The sequence below is a fragment of the Azoarcus sp. Soil_N_20 genome, from assembly GCF_057656155.1.
Genome location: NZ_JBDGKX010000008.1, coordinates 83,761 through 101,943, shown reverse-complemented (window position 1 = coordinate 101,943; position 18,183 = coordinate 83,761). Strand labels below are relative to the sequence as shown.

Below are 18,183 nucleotides of genomic sequence, written 5' to 3'. Positions count from 1 at the left end.
TACGTACCAAAGCACCGGCGATAAGAAAAATTATTCCAAGCATTACTTATTACTATTCGCTGCGTTCGCATCGCTCGACCCGCGATTGCAAACACAACAAGTCGGACACCCACGGCGGGATCGCGCGCTTCGCGCATCGACGCAGACTACAATCCCGCCTCTTGGGTCCACAGCGCCATGAGCGCCGCCAAAAAAGAGGAGACTTCCGTGATTCATCCTGCTGCCCTGTGCTACCGAACGCCCATGAGCGTCGGCCCGCGTCGCCCATCCAAGCCGATCGAGGTGCGATGAGATGGCAACGACACACTTGCACGCTCAATGGTCGTCGCGGATGGGCTTCGTGCTTGCCGCCACGGGTTCCGCCGTCGGACTCGGCAATATCTGGAAGTTTCCCTACATGATCGGCCAGAGCGGCGGTGCCGCCTTCGTGCTGGTCTATCTCGCATGCATCGCGATGATCGGCCTGCCGATCCTGGTCGCGGAATGGATGATCGGTCGCCGCGGACAGAAGAACCCGATCAACACCATGGCCGAAGTCGCGGCCAGGAATGGCCGCAGCCGCAACTGGGCGGTGATCGGCTTCACCGGCGTGCTCGGCGCCTTCCTGATCCTGTCGTTTTACAGCGTGATCGGCGGCTGGGCCCTGTCCTACATGGCCGATGTCGCCAGCGGCACCTTCACCGGCATGGGCAAGGATGCGGTGGGCGAGGCCTTCACCGGCTTCCTCGCCGATGCCGGCAGCCTGCTCACCTGGCACACCGTGTTCATGCTGCTGACCGTGGGCGTGGTGGCGATGGGCGTGGCAGGCGGTCTCGAGCGCGCATCCAAACTGCTGATGCCGGCGCTGGGCGTGCTGCTGCTGGTCCTGGTGGGTTATGGTGCCACCACCGACGGCTTCGGCGCCGCGGCGGACTACCTGTTCAATCCCGACTGGAGCAAGCTCAACGGCCAGGTGGTTCTCGCCGCCCTCGGCCACGCCTTCTTCACGCTGTCACTGGGCATGGGCATCATGATGGCCTATGGCTCCTACCTCGGCCAGGACGTCAATCTGCTGGGCACCGCGCGTACCGTGGTGATCATGGACACCGTGATCGCGATCGCCGCGGGGATGGCGATCTTCCCGCTCGTGTTCGCCAACGGCCTCGATCCTGCAGCCGGTCCCGGCCTGATCTTCGTCACCCTGCCGATCGCTTTCGGCAGCATTCCGGGCGGCGCCGTGCTGGGCACGATCTTCTTCCTGCTGCTGACCTTCGCCGCGCTGACCTCGGCAATCTCGCTGCTGGAGCCGGTGGTGGAGCTGGTCGAGGAGCGCACACCGCTGAACCGGGTCGGCGCCACCGCTGTGGCGGGCGTGCTGACCTGGGCGCTGGGCATCGCCGCACTGCTGTCGTTCAATGTATGGAGCGACATGCTGATCTTCGGCCTCAACGTGTTCGACCTGCTCGACCAGCTCACCAGCAAGTTCCTGCTGCCGCTGACCGGCCTGGGGGCGATCGTGTTCGCCGCCTGGTGTCTCGATCAGGACAGCGTGCGTCGCGAACTCGGGCTGGGCGAGACCGGCTTCGGCCTGTGGAAGATCGTCACCCGCTTTGTCGCGCCGATCGGCGTGCTGGTGGTGTTCGTCAGCAACCTGTAACGGTGGTGGCGCGCACGCCGTCGCGCCGTGTCGCACGGGGGAAATCCGGACGGCCTTGCCGCATCACAGCGGCAGGGCCGTTTCGTTCTTGATCTCGCGCAGCGCCACGCTCGAATGGGTGACGTCGACCTCGGGAATCTTGAGCAGGAAGTTGTGCATGAAGGCGGACAGGGCCTCGAGGCTCGGCAGGTAGAGCTTGAGCAGGCAATCGGTCTCGCCCAGCAGTTCGTAGCACTCCACCACCTCGTCGTAACCCTTCACCACTTGTTCGAAGCGGTCGAGCACTTCCGCACTGTGCTGTTTGAGCTTGACCCGCACCCACACGCAAGTACCGAGACCGACCTTGCTGCGGTCGAGCAGCGCCACGTACCCGCGGATCAAGCCGGCCTCTTCCATCTCCTTCACCCGTCGCCAGCACGGCGAAGGCGACATGCCGACCTTGTCGGCCAGCGCCTGGGTGCTGAGCGTGGAGTCCTTCTGCAGCAGCGCGAGGATTCGGCGCTGGGTCTGGTCGAGCTTCATGTCTGCCACCCTTGCGGATACCGGTCGTTCCGCCTGTTGTTATCGACGCAGGCGGGCGTCGCAATGGCGGCGACGCGTGCGCCAGGCTCAGAGCTCGTGAATAAATCTACGGCGCGGATCGATTGCTGCGTTGCTCACTCGCTCATCGGCAAACTGAGGCCTGGCACTCGACCCGCTCGCTACGATTTCTTCACAAGCTCTCAGAGCACCTTGAGCAGTTCGACCTCGAACACCAAGGTCGCATTGGGCGGAATCACACCCCCCGCGCCGCGCGCGCCGTAGCCCAGTGCCGGCGGGATGGTCAGCTTGCGCTTGCCACCGACCTGCATGCCCTGCACGCCTTCGTCCCAGCCCTTGATCACGTGGCCGGCCCCGAGCGGGAAGTTGAAGGGGTCGTTGCGGTCCTTGCTCGAATCGAACTTGGTGCCATCGGTCAGCCAGCCGGTGTAGTGCACCGAAACCATCTGCCCCTTGGTCGCGACGTCGCCGCTGCCGGTTTCGATCTCTTCGACGATCAGGCCGCTGGCGGTGGTGGTCTGGGTCATGCGTCTCTCCTGCCTCGGGTAAAAAGCGCGATTCTACCCGCCCTGGCGGCGACGACCGGCAAACTTCTCGCGGAATTTGGACACTTTCGGCGCGACCACGTACTGGCAATAGGGTTGGTCGCTGTGATTGGCGTAGTACTCGTGATGCTCGACCTCGGCAGGCCAGAACGGCACCGCCCGTTCGACCCGGGTCACGATGCCGTGTGAGTAGACACGTGCCTCACCCAGTTCCTCGATCATCGACAACGCGGTATGCAGTTGCTCATCGCTATCGACGAAGATCACCGAACGGTACTGCGTGCCGATGTCGTTGCCCTGGCGATTGAGCGTGGTCGGATCGTGGATGACGAAAAAGATCTCGAGCAGTTCACGGTAAGTCACCCGCGCGGGATCAAATTGAAGCTTCACCACTTCTGCATGACCCGTCGTTCCCTCACACACCTGACGGTAAGTCGGTGCATCCACATGCCCCCCCGCGTACCCGGAAATAACCGAGATCACGCCTTCAACTTCGCGATACACCGCCTCCAGACACCAGAAGCAACCACCCCCGAGGATGGCGGTTTCGGTTACGGGGGTTTCGATCGTCTTCGTCATCGTTTTTCCTCATGAAGTACAGCCGGAACTGTTCCCTTGCGATGAATCCATCAAGCATCGAATTGCGTTCGCGATTCGATCGATCCACCGCTGTGACAGCGGCAAGCCGGTTTCATTCACACCGTTCGAGCCCAGCCGGCGACGATTAATGGAAAGAAAATGTGTAGTAGATGTCCATTGCATTGTCGGTGCCGCCGCGGGCGACCACCGACACTCTGCGGCCGAGCTGATAGGTCAGCTTGACCAGCGATTCTGCGCCTCCCAGGCTCTGCTCGAAGGACAGGAAGAGGTCGGTGGATATGCGCTTGCCCACACTCAGCACCTGCCCCGCCACGGTCGGTCCGCTGCTGATCCGCGAGCCGCCGCCGACCACCCGGCTGGTGGCGGTGCGCGAACTGCTGTTCAACTCGCCCTGGCCGATCGAAAAGCTGTCGAAACCGAGGCTGCGCGAAAGTTCCTCGGTCATGCCCCCGCCCGGCCCGCCGAGCAGCGCCTGCGCCGCTGGCAGCAGCATAGCGAGATCGGCGCCGCCACCCGCATCGGGCGCCCGCCCGAGCACGATCCACGACAGCTTTTCGGGATCCGGCACGGCCGGTTCGGACACCAGGCGCACCTGCGGCCGTCGTGCGCTGCCGGTAATTGCCACTCCGGCCTCGACCTCCAGCCCCTTGCGCAGGGTAACGATATTAAGCCCCGGGTTGTCGAGTTCGCCCTGGAAGTTGATCAGCCCCCGCTCGATCGCCAGGCGCTGGCCATAGCCCAGATAGGTGCCGCCCACGGTGGAGACCGATCCGACCGCATAGAGCGGCACACCGGGCGCCAGCCGTATTTCGAGGGATCCGGCCAGGCGCGTATCGACCCCCATGGCCGACAGATAGAGTGCATTGCCCAGATCGACCGCGAGCCGTCCGCCGACCCCGAAGCCGTCGGACGGCTTCACCTCCTTGCCGAGTACCACCACATCGTCCGACAGGCTGGGCGGCAGCGTGTCGTCGATCGCGAAAAAGCCCGCATCGGCACGCAAACTCGCCTCCAGGTCGAGCGTGGTCCAGGTCGAGCGCGCGGAGCCCTTGCCGGAAAGGATCAACCAGCGGTCCGCGCGCTGCAACAGGGGCAGGCGATCGGCGACGAACTCGAAGGCACCGACACCGGAGTCCAGCGCGATGTCGCCGGACGCGGTGAGCTGGCCCGGCGTCGCCGTGAGCGCGGCGAACGGCACCCGACTGTCGCGCGGCCGCACCCGGTTGGGAGAGTCGAAATGCAGGCGCGACAGGCGTACGCGGTCCCGATCGAAATCCGCCACCAGTTCGCCACCCGACAGAATCAGGCCCTGATCCACCAAGGCAAGCTGCAAGCTGCTGCCGGTGATCTGGCCGCTCGCCAGCGGATCCGCCGGCGTGCCGGAAATCGAGAAACTCCCCTCCAGACGGCCTCCGGTCTCGACGTTCTCCCGCATCAGCCGTCCGACCCAGGCAATCGACGGCATCGCCAACCGGGCGGAACCGAGCAAGGGTGCATCCGGCGCCAGCCGCCAGGCGCCACCGGGCACGCGCTCGGCCATCGCGGTGAGTGCCCCTGACAGCTCGCCGAGTTCGCTGCCACGGGCGGCCAGCGACAGCGCCAGCCGATTGTCGCGAGCCACCACACGCGACTCGAAATGCTCCAGCCCAAGTCGGGTGCTGATCTCACCGCTGATAGTCACGTCCCCGGCCTCGCGAAACAGCCTTGCCTCGCCGTCGAGCGTCTCGGTCATGCGCAAGTCCCATTCCGCCCCCAGTACCAGCGGTCCCGGGCCGCGCCTTGGCCGACCGTCGCGGCGCGTGACCAGGCCCAGCGCCAGCCCGCTGAGCGAGCCGCGCAGCACGCTGCGATCCGGGGTCCACCAGGTTTCCAGCAAGCGAATCCGCCCCTGTTCGCCGGCGCGCAGTTCTGCCGCACCAAGTCGGACCTCCTCGGCGGCGAGCTGGAGATCGACCGGCGACTGCAGGCGGACCGCAAACTGGCCGGCCGTTTCAAGACTCGCAAGCCTCCCCTGCCAGCGCGGTCCACCGGCGCCGTCCGTGTCCAGACCGCCGTCGAGCGTGAGCTGCAGACGATCGGGCTCGGCCCCGATCACGCTCAAGTCCACTCGATGGCCGTTACGCCGGCCCTCGGCAACCAGCCGGGCCGATTCGACCCAATCGTCCTTCCTGCCTGCGCCACCGAGGCCCGAAAGCCCGATCGAAAGCGTGAACGGCCCATCGACACCGGCCGCCAGCCGGCCCTCGCCATTGAGCCCCTCGATGCGCAGATCTCCCGGCAGGCGCAGCCTTTCACCGAAAAACTGCAGCGATCCCGCCGGCGCAACCCGACCGCCACTGATCTCGCCGTTCAATCCGGCACGACCCGCCAGGCCAAGACCGATCGCCGCCAATGCGGGAGCATCGACCACCAGCCGAAGGCGATCCTCCACCCGCCCCCAGTCGCCGTCGGCGCGCACTTGGTTGCCGGCGAGATCGAGCCTCACCGCGATCTCGCTGAGGCGCTCGCCGAGCAGCTTCAGCCCGCCCGTTCCCGACAGGGCCCGGCCCTCGACCTGGCTGTCGGCGAGCTTGAACTGCACCGCCATCGACGGCGTCTGCGACAGCACCCCCTGTGCGTTCAGATCCAGGTTCAGCCGCGCCCGCGGCGCCGCCGGGTGGAAATCACGCGGGTCGAGCCGTTTCAGCAGCGCGGTCAGGGTGAAGTTCGATTCCGGATCCAGCGCGGACGATTCGACCGCCAACAGCTCGCCCCGGGCCTCGAGCCGGGCTGCGCCGGCACGCAGCGTGATCGAGGCGCTCTGCCGCATCGCATCGCCATCCGCCTCGATATGTCCGCCCATCGTCTGGCGCGGCAAACGGGCATCGAGCAGGCCGGGGTCGATGGCATCGAGGTCCAGGTTCAGCCTCAGCCGGCCGAAGCCGGCGGGCAGGCCGAGCCATCCCGGCGGCGGCGGTGCCTGTTCGCCGGGGGCCACGGTGAGCGCAGTCTCCACTGCCGGCTCCCAGGCCAGCTTACCGCGAATCCTTCCGTCGCCGGGCAGGTTGATGTCGAGCGCGTCGACCCGCAGCTCCTTGTCCGACCAGCTCAACGCTCCTGTCAGGCGCTCCACCGGCAGTCCGCCGGCGTCGACGGTCGTGGGACGGCTGTTGACGAGCTGGAACGGGCCGGTGAGCGCCAGCCCGTCGGCACCGGATGCGACCAGCCTGGCCTCCAGCAGCAACGCCGCGCGCGGTGCCGAGGCGACGAACAGCGAGGGGTCGAGATCGCCCACGGCCAGCTCGAGCGCCTTCAAGGGCACCGCGGCAAATGGCGTTGCCACGATGCGGCCCGCGCCCGTCAGTCCACCACCGCTGGCCCGCAGGGCCAGATCGGGCTCGGCGAGAACGCCGCCGCCGTCGAGTTCGATCAGATAGTTCAGCGCATCGGGTTCGAGCGTCGCGGCCCCCGCGACCCGCGCAGGATCGATCTCGCCGGCCAGCGTGCCCTTGAGCGTCAGCGCGAACGGCGCCGCCGTGTCGAGGCCGCCGCTCAGACTCAGGCGACCGAACGGCAAAACCGCCGCGAGTTCGTGCACCTGATGACGCGCGTGATCGCTATCGAACACGAGCGTGCCATCACGCACCTCGAACACGCTGCCGGCGACCGACGACATCGGCTCCCCGGCAGGCAGGGAGCGGATCGTCACCAGCGCGACATCGAATCGGTGCAGGCGCAGTCCTCCCGGCAACCGCAGATGTTCCGGAAGTGCCAGTGGCGCCGGGTTCTCACCCGTCGCCCGGGTGGTGACCGTGGCCTCGCCCACCGCCAGGCGGTCGACCACGAGCAGGCCCGTCAAGACGGATGAGGGTCGCCAGTCGAGCACCAGCCCGCGCAGTTCGACCTTCAGGTTTTCTGCGTCGACACGGAGTTCGTCGATCTCCAGCGGGCCGATCAGGCGGCCGCGGACCTCGCTCACATGAACACTGCCGGCGCTGGCCGATGCGGCCAGCCGGACCAATGTGCGCAGACCGGACTCGGTTGCCAGCGCCCAGGCGAGCACGCCGCCGAGCACGAGCAGAAACGCACAGGCCAGCGCGAACAGCGTCCGCCAGCGGCGACCGGGCGCGGGGGCTGCTGGTGCGCCCGGCCCGCTCATGGCATCAGCCGAACAGGGCGCGCAGCCCTTCGCCCGGATCCGGAACACGCATGAAGGCTTCGCCGACGAGGAAGGCATTGACCCCCTGGTCCCGCATCAGACGCACATCCTCAGGCTGCAAAATGCCCGACTCGGTCACCACGATACGCTCCGCCGGAATCGCAGGCAGCAGATCGAGCGTGGTCTGCAGCGACACCTCGAAGGTACGCAGATTGCGATTGTTGATGCCGATCAGCGGGGTCTGCAGGTGCAAGGCCTGTTCGAGTTCGGCCCGATCATGGACTTCCACCAGCACCGCCATGCCGAGCGCGCCCGCGATTGCCTCCATCTCGCGCATCTGCGCCAGTTCGAGGCAGGCCGCGATCAGCAGGATTGCATCGGCACCCATCGCGCGCGCCTCGTACACCTGATAGGGATCGACCAGGAAATCCTTGCGCAGCACCGGCAGCGCACACGCCGCGCGCGCCGCCTGCAGGTATTCGGGTGCGCCCTGGAAGAACTGGCGGTCGGTCAGCACCGACAGACAGGCCGCGCCCGCCCGTTCGTAGGCCGCGGCAATCCCGGCGGGACGAAAATCCTCGCGGATCACCCCTTTCGACGGGCTGGCTTTCTTGATCTCCGAAATCACCGCGGCGCGACCGTCAGCGAGCGTGCGCCGGATCGCGCCGATGAAATCGCGCGCCGCCGGCGCCACCTCGGCCGCAGCGCGAATCGCGGCAAGCGGCGTCGCAAGCTGCGCCGCAGCGACCTCCTCGACTTTCACCGCGCAGATCTTGCGGAGAATGTCGCTCATCAGGCAGCTCCGAAACGGCGGGTGTACTGCACGAACTCGTCGAGCTTGCTGCGCGCCGCACCGCTGGCGACGACCTCGCGCGCGCGCGCAATGCCGGCGCCGATCGAATCGACCAGATTGGCGGTGTAAAGCGCCACCCCGGAATTGAATACGACGATCTCGCGCGCCGGGCCTTCGAGGTTGTCGAGCGCGCCGAGTAGAGTCCGGCGCGACTCGTCCGCATCCTCCACCCGCAGGTTGCGGCTGCCGACCATCGCCAGGCCGAAGTCCTCGGGATGAATCTCGTACTCCGTGACCTGCCCGTCTTTCAGTTCGCCCACCAGCGTGCCCGAGCCGAGGCTGACCTCGTCCATGCCGTCCAGGCCATGCACGACCAATACGTGGTTGGCGCCGAGGCGCTCCATGACCCGCGCCTGGATCCCGACCAGATCGGGATGGAACACCCCCATCAGGGTATTCGGCGCGCCGGCGGGATTGGTCAGCGGACCGAGGATGTTGAAAATCGTCCGCACCCCCATCTCGCGCCGCACGGGCGCAACGTTCTTCATCGCACTGTGGTGATTGGGCGCGAACATGAAGCCGATACCGGTCGCCGCGATGCACTCGGCCACCTGCTCCGCGCTCAGCGCCAGGTTCACCCCCAAGGCCTCGAGCACGTCGGCACTGCCGGACTTGGACGACACCCCGCGGTTGCCATGCTTGGCGACCCGCGCACCGGCTGCGGCTGCGACGAACATGGTGGCGGTGGAGATGTTGAAGGTGTGGGTGCCATCGCCACCGGTACCGACCACGTCGAGGAAATGATCGTGCGGCGGACCGACCGCCACCTTGGTGGCCAGTTCGCGCATCACGGTTGCCGCGGCGGTGATCTCGCCGATGGTCTCCTTCTTGACCCGCAGGCCGGTCAGGATGGCGGCGGTCATCACCGGCGAGATCTCGCCGGCCATGATCTGGCGCATCAGCGAGAGCATCTCGTCGAAGAAGATCTCGCGGTGTTCGATCGTACGTTGCAGCGCCTGTTGGGCAGTAATCATGATGTAGGACCTATCAGTATTCGTCAGGCTGCAGCCGGCAGGCGCTCGCTGCGATCGAGGAAATTGCGCAGCAGATCGTGCCCGCGCTCGGTGAGGATGGACTCCGGATGAAACTGAACGCCCTCCACGTCCAGCGTCTTGTGGCGTACGCCCATGATCTCGCCGTCGTCGGTCCACGCAGTGATCTCGAGGCAGTCGGGCAGACTCGCGCGCTCGATCGCAAGCGAATGATAACGGGTGCAGATCAGCGGATTGGGCAGTCCGCGGAACACGCCGACATTGTCGTGATGTACCGGCGAGGTCTTGCCGTGCATCAGCTTCTGGGCGTGCACGATGCGTCCGCCGAAGGCCGCACCGATGCTCTGGTGGCCGAGACACACCCCGAGGATGGGCAGCTTGCCGGCAAACTCGCGGATCGCCGCGACCGAGATGCCAGCCTCGGCGGGCGAGCATGGCCCGGGCGAGATCACCAGCTGCTCAGGCTCGAGCGCAGCGATCTGCTCCAGGGTGATCTCGTCGTTGCGGAACACCTTCACCCTGGCGCCGAGCTCGCCGAAGTACTGCACCAGGTTGTAGGTGAAGCTGTCGTAGTTGTCGATCATCAGCAGCATGTCGGCTCTCCTTGTCAGACCTGTGTGTCCAGGCCGCCCTCGGCCATCTCCGCCGCGCGCAGCATCGCTCTCGCCTTGCTCTGCGTTTCCTGCCATTCGGCATCGGGGTCGGAGTCGGCGACGATTCCGGCGCCTGCCTGCACATGAATCTGACCGTCCTTGAGCACCGCGGTGCGGATCGCGATCGCCAGGTCCATGTCGCCATGGAAGCCGACGTAACCCGCCGCTCCGGCGTAGATGCCGCGCTTGACCGGCTCGAGTTCGTCGATGATCTCCATCGCCCGCACCTTGGGCGCGCCCGACACCGTGCCCGCGGGGAAGGTGGCGCGCAGTACCGCCAGCGCGTTGAGCCCTTCCTTCAGCTTGCCTTCGACGTTGGACACGATGTGCATCACGTGCGAGTAGCGCTCGACGGTGAATTGCTCGGTCACCCGCACGGTGCCGGTTTCCGACACCCGGCCGGCGTCGTTGCGGCCGAGGTCGAGCAACTGCAGGTGCTCGGCACATTCCTTCTGGTCGGCGAGCAGATCCTGCTCGAGCGCCTGGTCCTCGGCCATGGTCGCACCGCGCTTGCGGGTACCGGCGATCGGGCGCACGGTGACGTTGTCGTCCTCGAGCCGGACCAGGATCTCGGGGGAGGCTCCGACCACATGGAAATCCTCGAGGTTGAAATAGAACATGTAGGGCGACGGGTTGAGCGAGCGGATCGCGCGGTAGAGCGCCATCGGATGGGCGGCAAAGGGCTTGCTCATGCGCTGCGACAGCACCACCTGCATGACATCGCCATCGACGATGTACTGTTTTGCGCGGCGTACCGCATCCTTGAATGCCTCTTCGCCAAAACTCGAGACCGCCGGCGCCGACGCCGCGCGCGACTCCGCCGGGATCTGCACCGGCTCGCGCAGGCGGACGAGCAACTCCTGCAGGCGTCTCTTCGCGCGTTTGAACGCGCCCGGCACCTCCGGTTCGGCATACACCACCAGGGTGAGTTTGCCGGTGAGGTTGTCGACGATCGCGATCTCTTCGGACAGCAGCAGCAGGATGTCGGGCGTGCCCAGGGTATCTGCCTTCTCGGTCTTCGCCAGCCTCGGCTCGATATAGCGCACCGTGTCATACCCGAAGCAGCCGACCAGGCCACCCGCAAAACGCGGCAGATGCTCGCGCGGCGGCACCTTGATCCGGTTCATGAACTCGGCGACGAAATTGAGCGGGTCACCGTAGTCGCGGCGTTCGACCAGACGGTTGCCGGTCAGCAGCAACGCCGAGCGCCCATAGACCTCGATGCGGGTCGGTGAGGCCAGGCCGATGAAGGAGTAGCGACCAAAGCGCTCGCCGCCCTGCACCGACTCGAGCAGATAGGTGTAGGGCTCGTTGGCGAGCTTGAGGTAGATCGACAGCGGGGTGTCGAGGTCGGCAAAGGTCTCGAGCGTGACCGGAATGCGGTTATAGCCCTCTGCGGCGAGGGCATTGAAGTCTTGTTCGAGCATGAGTGCTCCACATTAAGCAACTTGATTCGGACGGTGTGCAGCAGGCGGGCCGGTTTGGTGTCCCCGTACGACGGGGTGCAGCCGGCGACCCGCAAGGGGTTCGCGTATTAGTGGCCCACAGGCCAACGCCAGCCGGCCCGCCAGCAGGACTGGCGATGTCGGGCGAGGGCAGGAGCACGGGGCGAAACCCTGGATGCGAGCGTCACGATTCGGTCTGTAGTGGAGTGATCTGACGGAACGGTTGTGTTCATGCCCGGACGATATGATCCAGCGCATGGAGTGCGTTCGATAGTAGCCCATCGCATTCGATGGTGTCCACCGGCACGCCCTCGCTGTACCCGTAGGTCACCAGCAGCACCGGCATGCCGGCGTCACGGGCGGCACGCGCATCGTTCTCGGAGTCGCCGATCATCAGCGCCTCGGTCGCGCTGACGCCGAGCAGGGTGCAGGCGAGATGAAGCACCGCGGGATCGGGCTTCTTCACCGCCAGCGTGTCGCCGCTGACCACGGCGCCAAAATAGCCGGCCAGGCCCATGCGATCGAGCAGCGGCAAGGTGAAGGCTTCGGCCTTGTTGGTCACCACCGCCAGCTTCAGGCCCTGTTCGCGCATCGTGTCGAGCGTGTCGACCACGCCGGGATAGATGCGGGTGGTCTGACCATTGACCTCGCCGTAGTGGCGGCGGAACACGCCGATCGCCGCGTCGACTTCGTCCTCGGTCGCCAGCGCATTCTCCGTCATGCAACGCCGCACCAGATTGGGGATGCCTTTGCCGACAAAACTGTGGATCTCGTCCAGGGTACGCGGAGGACGACCGAGTTCGGCCAGCATGCGATTTGCCCCCGCGGCGAGGTCACCGACGGTGTCGAGCAAGGTGCCGTCGAGGTCGAACAGCACCGCGCGCGGCGCAAAACGGGGGCCACTCATGCCGCCACCTTGGCGAGTTCGGCGCGCAGGCTGCCGATGATCGAGTCGTAGCGATTGGGGTCGCTGTCCCTGCCGGCGCCGAACACCGCCGACCCGGCGACGAAGGTGTCGGCACCGGCGCGGGCGATCTCGGCGATGTTGTCGGTCTTCACCCCGCCATCGATCTCGAGCAGGATGTGACGGCCGCTCTGCGCCTCGTAGGCGTCGAGCTTCGCGCGCGCCGCGCGCAGCTTGTTCAGCGTCTCCGCAATGAACTTCTGCCCGCCGAATCCGGGGTTCACGCTCATCAGCAGAACCACATCGATCTTGTCCATGACATGGTCCAGGTAGTGCAGTGGCGTCGCCGGATTGAACACCAGCCCGGCCTGACAGCCGGAGTCGCGGATCAGGCCGAGGCTGCGGTCGATGTGCTCCGAGGCCTCGGGATGAAAGGTGATGATGTTGGCGCCGGCCTTGGCAAAGTCGGGAATGATGCGATCGACCGGCTTCACCATCAGGTGCACGTCGATCGGCGCACTGGTCACCGGCCGGATTGCTTCGCACACCAGCGGGCCGATGGTCAGGTTGGGGACGTAGTGGTTGTCCATCACGTCGAAGTGGATCCAGTCGGCGCCCGCCGCGACCACGTTGCTCACTTCGTCGCCGAGCTTGGCGAAATTGGCTGACAGCAGGCTGGGGGCAATGCGGAACATGGGCGGACTCCGGAAGGGATCGAAGGCCGGATTCTAACCGCCACAGTCCCGCCTGTCCCGGGCTACCGGAGATTCGCCGCAGCACTGACTCCTCGAATCCGGTGCGTCCGCCCTGCAGCGCCGGAAAATTACGTCGAGCGACAATGCCGCCTTCAATCACGAGCCGGTGAACGCGAACACCCCGTCTTGCTCAGCGCACGCAGACCTTGCGCACCTGCTGGAGGTCGGTGATCCCCGCCAGCACCTTCTCGATCCCGTCCTGACGCAGGGTACGCATGCCGGCCGAGAGCGCATTGCCGAGCAACTCGCTAACCCGTGCACGCTCCTGAATCAGCTGCTTGACCCGGTCGGAGCCGAGCATCAGCTCGTGCAAGCCGACCCGCCCCTTGTAGCCCTTGGTACATTCCGGGCAACCCACGGCCCGATAGAGGGTGAATCTACCCTGGGCATCGGCATAGCTGGCACGCCAGTGCGCCAGCACCTTCTCGCGCGCGCCGGCGGGATCGGCGACGAATTCGGGCGTCGAGTACATGTCAACGCAGTATTCGTCCAGCAGCAGGCCGATCTCGCCCTCGTCCGGCTGGTAGGCGATCTTGCAATGCGCGCACAGGCGCTTGGTCAGCCGCTGGGCGAGTACGCCGAGCAGGGCGTCGGCAAAGTTGAACGGATCCATGCCCATGTCCAGCAGCCGCACCACCGACTCGGGCGCACTGTTGGTGTGCAGGGTGGAAAACACCAGATGGCCGGTGAGCGAAGCCTCGATACCGACCGAAACCGTTTCCTTGTCGCGCATTTCGCCGACCATGATCACATCCGGGTCGGCGCGCAGGAAGGCTCGCATCATGACCGCGAAGTCCAGCCCGGCCTTGCGGTTGACCTGCACCTGGCGCAAACCCTTCTGGGTGATTTCGACCGGGTCCTCGGCGGTCCAGATCTTGGTCTCGGGCGTGTTGATGTAGCCGAGGATGGAATGCAGGGTCGTGGTCTTGCCCGAACCGGTCGGCCCGCACACGAAGAAGATCCCGTTGGGTTTGGCCACCGCCGTCTTGAGCGCGGTCAGATTGGCGGCGGTCAAACCGAGTTCGTCGAGCGGAATCGGCTCGCTGTGGGCGAGCACCCGCATCACCACGTCCTCGAGGCCGCCGGCCGTGGGCAGCGTGGCCACCCGCAACTCGATGTCGAGCGGAGCGTACTTGCGGAACTTGATCTTGCCGTCCTGCGGCTTGCGGCGCTCGGAAATATCCAGGTCGCACATGATCTTGATCCGGGTGACGAGCGGGTTGCGGTAGCTGGCCGGAACCTCGATGTAGGGCACCAGGCTACCGTCCTTGCGGAAGCGGATCAGGGTCTTTTCCTTGCCCGGGCGCGGTTCGATGTGGATATCGGACGCGCCCTGTCTGTATGCGTCGATGATGATCTTGTTGACCAGCTTGACCAGTTCGTTGTCGGCGGCCGCATTGACGTCGTCCGACAGCAGGCTGTCATCGCTGTCCTCATCCAGATCGGACAGCAGGTCGGACACCGAACTCATGTCCAAGGTCGGCTCGAAGAACTGATTGACCGTACGCTCGAACTCGTCGCGCGTGGTCACCCTGAACGCGAGGCGCTTCCGCGGAAAAACATTGTGCGCGATTCGCGAAGCCCGGATCTGCTCCGGGTCGATGGACATGATCACCACCCCCTCGGTGGTTTCCTCCAGCGGCAGCCAGTAACTCTGTTGTACGTAATCGCGTTTGAGGTGGCGCAGCAGATCCAGTGGCTTGACCCGGTCGGGGCGGAACGGCTCGTACGGCACGCCGTAGAAGCGGGCGGCGGCATCGCCCAGATGAGCGGGGGCGAGACCCAGATTCCCGATCAGCAAGGACTCGGTCTGAGCGCCGCTATCGCGCGCCTCACGGGTGGCATCGGCCAGTTCTTCGGCGGTGATGCGCCCATCGGCCACCAGGGCATCGAAACGCGAACGCAGTTGGGCGGGCGCATTGTCGTGACGTGAAAAGGCCACGCCGAGTGTCTGCGCCAAGCCCAGGAGGCCCTCCTCGGCAACGGCCGAGAATGCGTTCCCGGAATTGCTGTTGATAAGCTGGATCACGCCCCGTCGTTTGCCGGTTTCGGGGTCGTTGATCGCAGCCGTCAGCATTTCACGTGCGCGAAACCCGGTGGAATCGTCGACCTCATGACGAAATTCGAGGTGAGGTGATATTTCCTTCAGGGCGCCAGCATCGTAAACATCGGCAAGATTGAGCGTCTGCCCGGTCAGTGCCACATAGCCGGCTATGCTGTTTTCCGCAACGGGCAAGCGGATACTCTGTACCGACTGCAGCCCGGTCTTGACCTTGGTGACGATGGCGCTGCCCGAGTCATCGACGACATAGATCGAGAGCCTGGCCGCGTCGAACAGCACGCAGAGATCTCCCGACAGTTCGAAAATGATCTCGTCGATATTGTGAGTGGCATGAATGCGGGTGGTGATTGCCTGCAGGCCCTTGAAGAAGGCTAGCCGACGCGAGACGTCACTGACAGCGGAAGACTTGGCGCTCATGTGGGGACGTATTCGAGTGAATGTCGATCACGGCGATTCTACCGGGCGCGGGACAGGCCGGACGCTCAGAATTCGATTATTTGCCCCTGAACCAGCGGTAAAGGCTGCAGTCGGCCGGAATAGGACCCGATCTGGTCCATGATCAGCTCGCCGAGGCCGGGCTTCAGGTGACTGATGTATACCTCGGGCGAGGCCGTGAGCTCATCCAGAATGGCGACCAGCATGCTTGGACAGAGGTGGCGCGACGCCATGGCGAGACCTCGCTGCTCGTCCGGAAACGCAGTCTCGACAATCAGGTGGCGCAAGGTCGGCAACCGGTTGATCGCCGCAATCAGTTCCGGGCAGTAGGCCGTATCCCCGGAATAGAGGAGCTGTGCGTTGCCGCTGTCGAGGCAATAGGACACCGCAGGCACCGTATGGTGGGCCGGCAAGGCGGTCAGCGTCCTCGTTCCGAGCCTTACCGACTCACCCACTTTGAGCGGCTGAAAGCGCAGGAAGGGCCGGTGCCGATCCGGAATCGAGGTGAAATCCGGCCACACCAGCCAGTTGAAAATGTGCGAACGCAGGATGCGCAGGGTCTCGGGCGTGGCATAGACCGTGATCGGATATCCACGCTGATCGCCGACCGAATCGACCAGCAGCGGGATCGAGGCGATGTGATCCAGATGGGAGTGGGTAATGAAGATGTGATCAATTCGCTTCAGGGCATCGAGCTCGAGATCGCCCACGCCAGTTCCGCAATCGACGAGGATGTCGTGATCGACAAGGAACGCCGTGGTACGCGCTTTCGCACCGCCGATACCGCCGCTGCAGCCAAGCACCGTAAGCTTCATGAGGAATCGTCACCCGGGGCTTATGGCCTTACGGCGTTTCGCCCTCGTCTCCCATCGATCAATGCTGGACCTTAACACCTGACCCGAGGGCGTCATATGGCAAAAATCACGAGCGACCTGCCTTGCTCAGGGACGCAGAAAAAACTCCATCTTGACCCCGGCAATTTCGATGATGTCGTGGTCGCCCAGACGATGCGCCTGCGCATCGAGCGTTTTCCCGTTGACCAAAGGAAAGCTGGCACCCTCGACATGGGTGATGAAATAGCCGTGCGGGCGTCGCGTGATGACCGCGACCTGACGGCCAGGCTTGCCGAGCGTCGTCAGCGACTTGTTCAACTCGAGTTCGCGGCCCGCATTCGCACCGGTCAGCACCTGTATCACGCCCAGTCGATCCAGTGGCTGCTCGGCCGCAGCAGCGGCTCGTTCGAGCGCGTCGGTGGGCAGCACCTGGGTTTGGGTGGCCCCCCCGTCGGACGCCATCGGCACCGACTCCGCCGCGCTGACGGCGATATCGAAAGGCTTCAGGGCTGCGGTGTCGATCAGCTCGGAAGCCGACAGGCCGGGCTGTGAGGTGTCGGTCAGATACTTCAACCGGTACTTGCCCAGTTCGATCACGTCGTTGTTCTGCAGAACGTGCTTTTTGACCGGCTGACCATTCACATAAGTGCCGTTGGTACTGTTCTGGTCCTCCAGAAACGCGTCGTTGAGGATGCAGGTGATGACCGCATGCTGACCACTGATCGCCAGATTGTCGATCTGGATGTCGTTGTTCGGTTTGCGCCCGATGGAAACCCGCTCCTTGTTGAGCGCAACTTCCTTGAGCACCAGCCCGTCCATGCTGAGGATCAACTTCGGCATTGCCTTTACCCATCTATCAGTTAGCGCTTCTGCACGCATGGTATCCGCACAATGATGATCTCAGGCGGCAAACCACGCAACAATGACGGAAACATTGTCCCGCCCCCCACGATCGATGGCGGCATCGATCAGATGCCGGGCGACGATTGCGGGCTCCTGATCCGCGCCAAGCATCGCGGCAATCTCGGCTTCATCGAGCATGTCGGTCAGGCCATCCGAACACAGCAGAAAACGGTCCGCAGGCATCAGTTCATGGACCCCGAGGTCCGGCAACACCTCCGGCGCAACGCCCAAAGCCCGTGTCAACAGCCCGCGATAGGGCAGCCTTCGCGCCGCCTCCCGATCCAGCAGACCGCAGTCGATCTGCTCCTGCAACACCGTGTGATCATGCGTGAGCTGCTCGATACGGCCGCTTCGCAGCCGATAAAGACGGGAATCACCGACATGGGCGTGCACGATGCGTCGCGGACCGAGCAAGGCCACCACCACGGTAGCCCCCATGCCCGACAAGTCGGCATTGGCGGCGCCAACGCAGCGAATCGCGGCATTGGCCTCCTCGATGCCTTCACGCAATGCATCGACCCATTCCGTGTCATCGCCGGCAACACCGACGCCCTGCTGCAGGCGGCTCAGCACATGACTGACCGCAAGGGAGGCGGCCACGTCGCCACCGCGATAGCCTCCCATCCCATCCGCCAGCAACAACCAGCCGTGCTCTGCGTCGACCCAGAGCGCATCCTCGTTCCTGCTGCGAACGAGCCCGACATCCGACAAGCCGATGCAGTGCAGAGGCGGCCCCCGTTCGGGCATCGACTCCGACAAAAGATCGTCAGCATCCGGCATTGTCGCCACGCTCCTGCAAGCCCCGGAGAACAAGACGCCGGGAACGGTGTTTGCGTTCCATATTCTAGCGGGACGCCCATCGATCCCGCGAAAAAAAAAGCGCCGGACC

The 18,183-nt window shown here is 64.9% G+C and carries 15 protein-coding genes; 1 reads left to right on the top strand and 14 read right to left on the bottom strand.

The genetic code is table 11. The annotated features are described in order from the left end of the window. The first annotated feature begins 292 nt into the window (after positions 1–292). On the top strand, positions 293–1,636 hold the full coding sequence (locus AC3A35_RS16940; RefSeq protein ID WP_487437367.1) for a sodium-dependent transporter: 1,344 nt from the start codon (positions 293–295) through the stop codon (positions 1,634–1,636). Between the two features lie 63 nt (positions 1,637–1,699). Here the strand turns inward: AC3A35_RS16940 and AC3A35_RS16935 are convergent, their stop codons facing one another. The 14 genes from AC3A35_RS16935 to AC3A35_RS16870 form a co-directional block, all read right to left on the bottom strand. Next, positions 1,700–2,158 (bottom strand): Lrp/AsnC family transcriptional regulator, encoded by a 459-nt coding sequence (locus AC3A35_RS16935; RefSeq protein ID WP_487437366.1) that lies wholly within the window; start codon positions 2,156–2,158, stop codon positions 1,700–1,702. Between the two features lie 200 nt (positions 2,159–2,358). Beyond that, entirely contained in the window at positions 2,359–2,703 is a 345-nt protein-coding gene (locus AC3A35_RS16930) for an FKBP-type peptidyl-prolyl cis-trans isomerase (RefSeq protein WP_487437365.1), read from the bottom strand. Between the two features lie 33 nt (positions 2,704–2,736). Further along, on the bottom strand, positions 2,737–3,300 hold the full coding sequence (gene msrA / locus AC3A35_RS16925) for a peptide-methionine (S)-S-oxide reductase MsrA (RefSeq protein ID WP_487437364.1): 564 nt from the start codon (positions 3,298–3,300) through the stop codon (positions 2,737–2,739). A gap of 145 nt (positions 3,301–3,445) precedes the next feature. Continuing rightward, entirely contained in the window at positions 3,446–7,459 is a 4,014-nt protein-coding gene (locus tag AC3A35_RS16920) for a translocation/assembly module TamB domain-containing protein (protein ID WP_487437363.1), read from the bottom strand. A 4-nt stretch (positions 7,460–7,463) separates the two neighbouring features. After that, positions 7,464–8,252 carry an indole-3-glycerol phosphate synthase TrpC gene (trpC, locus tag AC3A35_RS16915; protein WP_487437362.1) on the bottom strand — a complete coding sequence of 263 codons (789 nt, stop codon included), beginning with the start codon at positions 8,250–8,252 and terminating at the stop codon, positions 7,464–7,466. Beyond that, complete coding sequence (gene trpD, locus AC3A35_RS16910) at positions 8,252–9,289, bottom strand: anthranilate phosphoribosyltransferase (RefSeq protein WP_487437490.1); 1,038 nt, start codon at positions 9,287–9,289, stop codon at positions 8,252–8,254. Before trpD ends, trpC begins: the two co-directional genes overlap by 1 nt. Before the next feature lie 20 nt (positions 9,290–9,309). Next, positions 9,310–9,897, bottom strand: coding sequence for an aminodeoxychorismate/anthranilate synthase component II (locus AC3A35_RS16905; RefSeq protein ID WP_487437361.1), 588 nt, complete (start codon positions 9,895–9,897; stop codon positions 9,310–9,312). 14 nt (positions 9,898–9,911) lie between these two features. After that, positions 9,912–11,384, bottom strand: coding sequence for an anthranilate synthase component I (trpE, locus tag AC3A35_RS16900; protein WP_487437360.1), 1,473 nt, complete (start codon positions 11,382–11,384; stop codon positions 9,912–9,914). Positions 11,385–11,631: 247 nt separating this feature from the next. Continuing rightward, entirely contained in the window at positions 11,632–12,309 is a 678-nt protein-coding gene (locus AC3A35_RS16895; RefSeq protein ID WP_487437359.1) for a phosphoglycolate phosphatase, read from the bottom strand. Continuing rightward, positions 12,306–13,001, bottom strand: coding sequence for a ribulose-phosphate 3-epimerase (rpe, locus tag AC3A35_RS16890; protein WP_487437358.1), 696 nt, complete (start codon positions 12,999–13,001; stop codon positions 12,306–12,308). Before rpe ends, AC3A35_RS16895 begins: the two co-directional genes overlap by 4 nt. A gap of 190 nt (positions 13,002–13,191) precedes the next feature. Then, positions 13,192–15,540, bottom strand: coding sequence for an ATPase, T2SS/T4P/T4SS family (locus tag AC3A35_RS16885; protein WP_487437357.1), 2,349 nt, complete (start codon positions 15,538–15,540; stop codon positions 13,192–13,194). Between the two features lie 65 nt (positions 15,541–15,605). After that, positions 15,606–16,373 (bottom strand): 3',5'-cyclic-nucleotide phosphodiesterase, encoded by a 768-nt coding sequence (locus AC3A35_RS16880; RefSeq protein ID WP_487437356.1) that lies wholly within the window; start codon positions 16,371–16,373, stop codon positions 15,606–15,608. A gap of 126 nt (positions 16,374–16,499) precedes the next feature. After that, a complete protein-coding gene (locus tag AC3A35_RS16875) occupies positions 16,500–17,231 on the bottom strand; it encodes an FHA domain-containing protein (RefSeq protein ID WP_487437489.1) in 732 nt (243 codons plus the stop codon). A 60-nt stretch (positions 17,232–17,291) separates the two neighbouring features. Beyond that, positions 17,292–18,074 carry a PP2C family protein-serine/threonine phosphatase gene (locus tag AC3A35_RS16870; RefSeq protein WP_487437355.1) on the bottom strand — a complete coding sequence of 261 codons (783 nt, stop codon included), beginning with the start codon at positions 18,072–18,074 and terminating at the stop codon, positions 17,292–17,294. Positions 18,075–18,183: the final 109 nt, after the last annotated feature.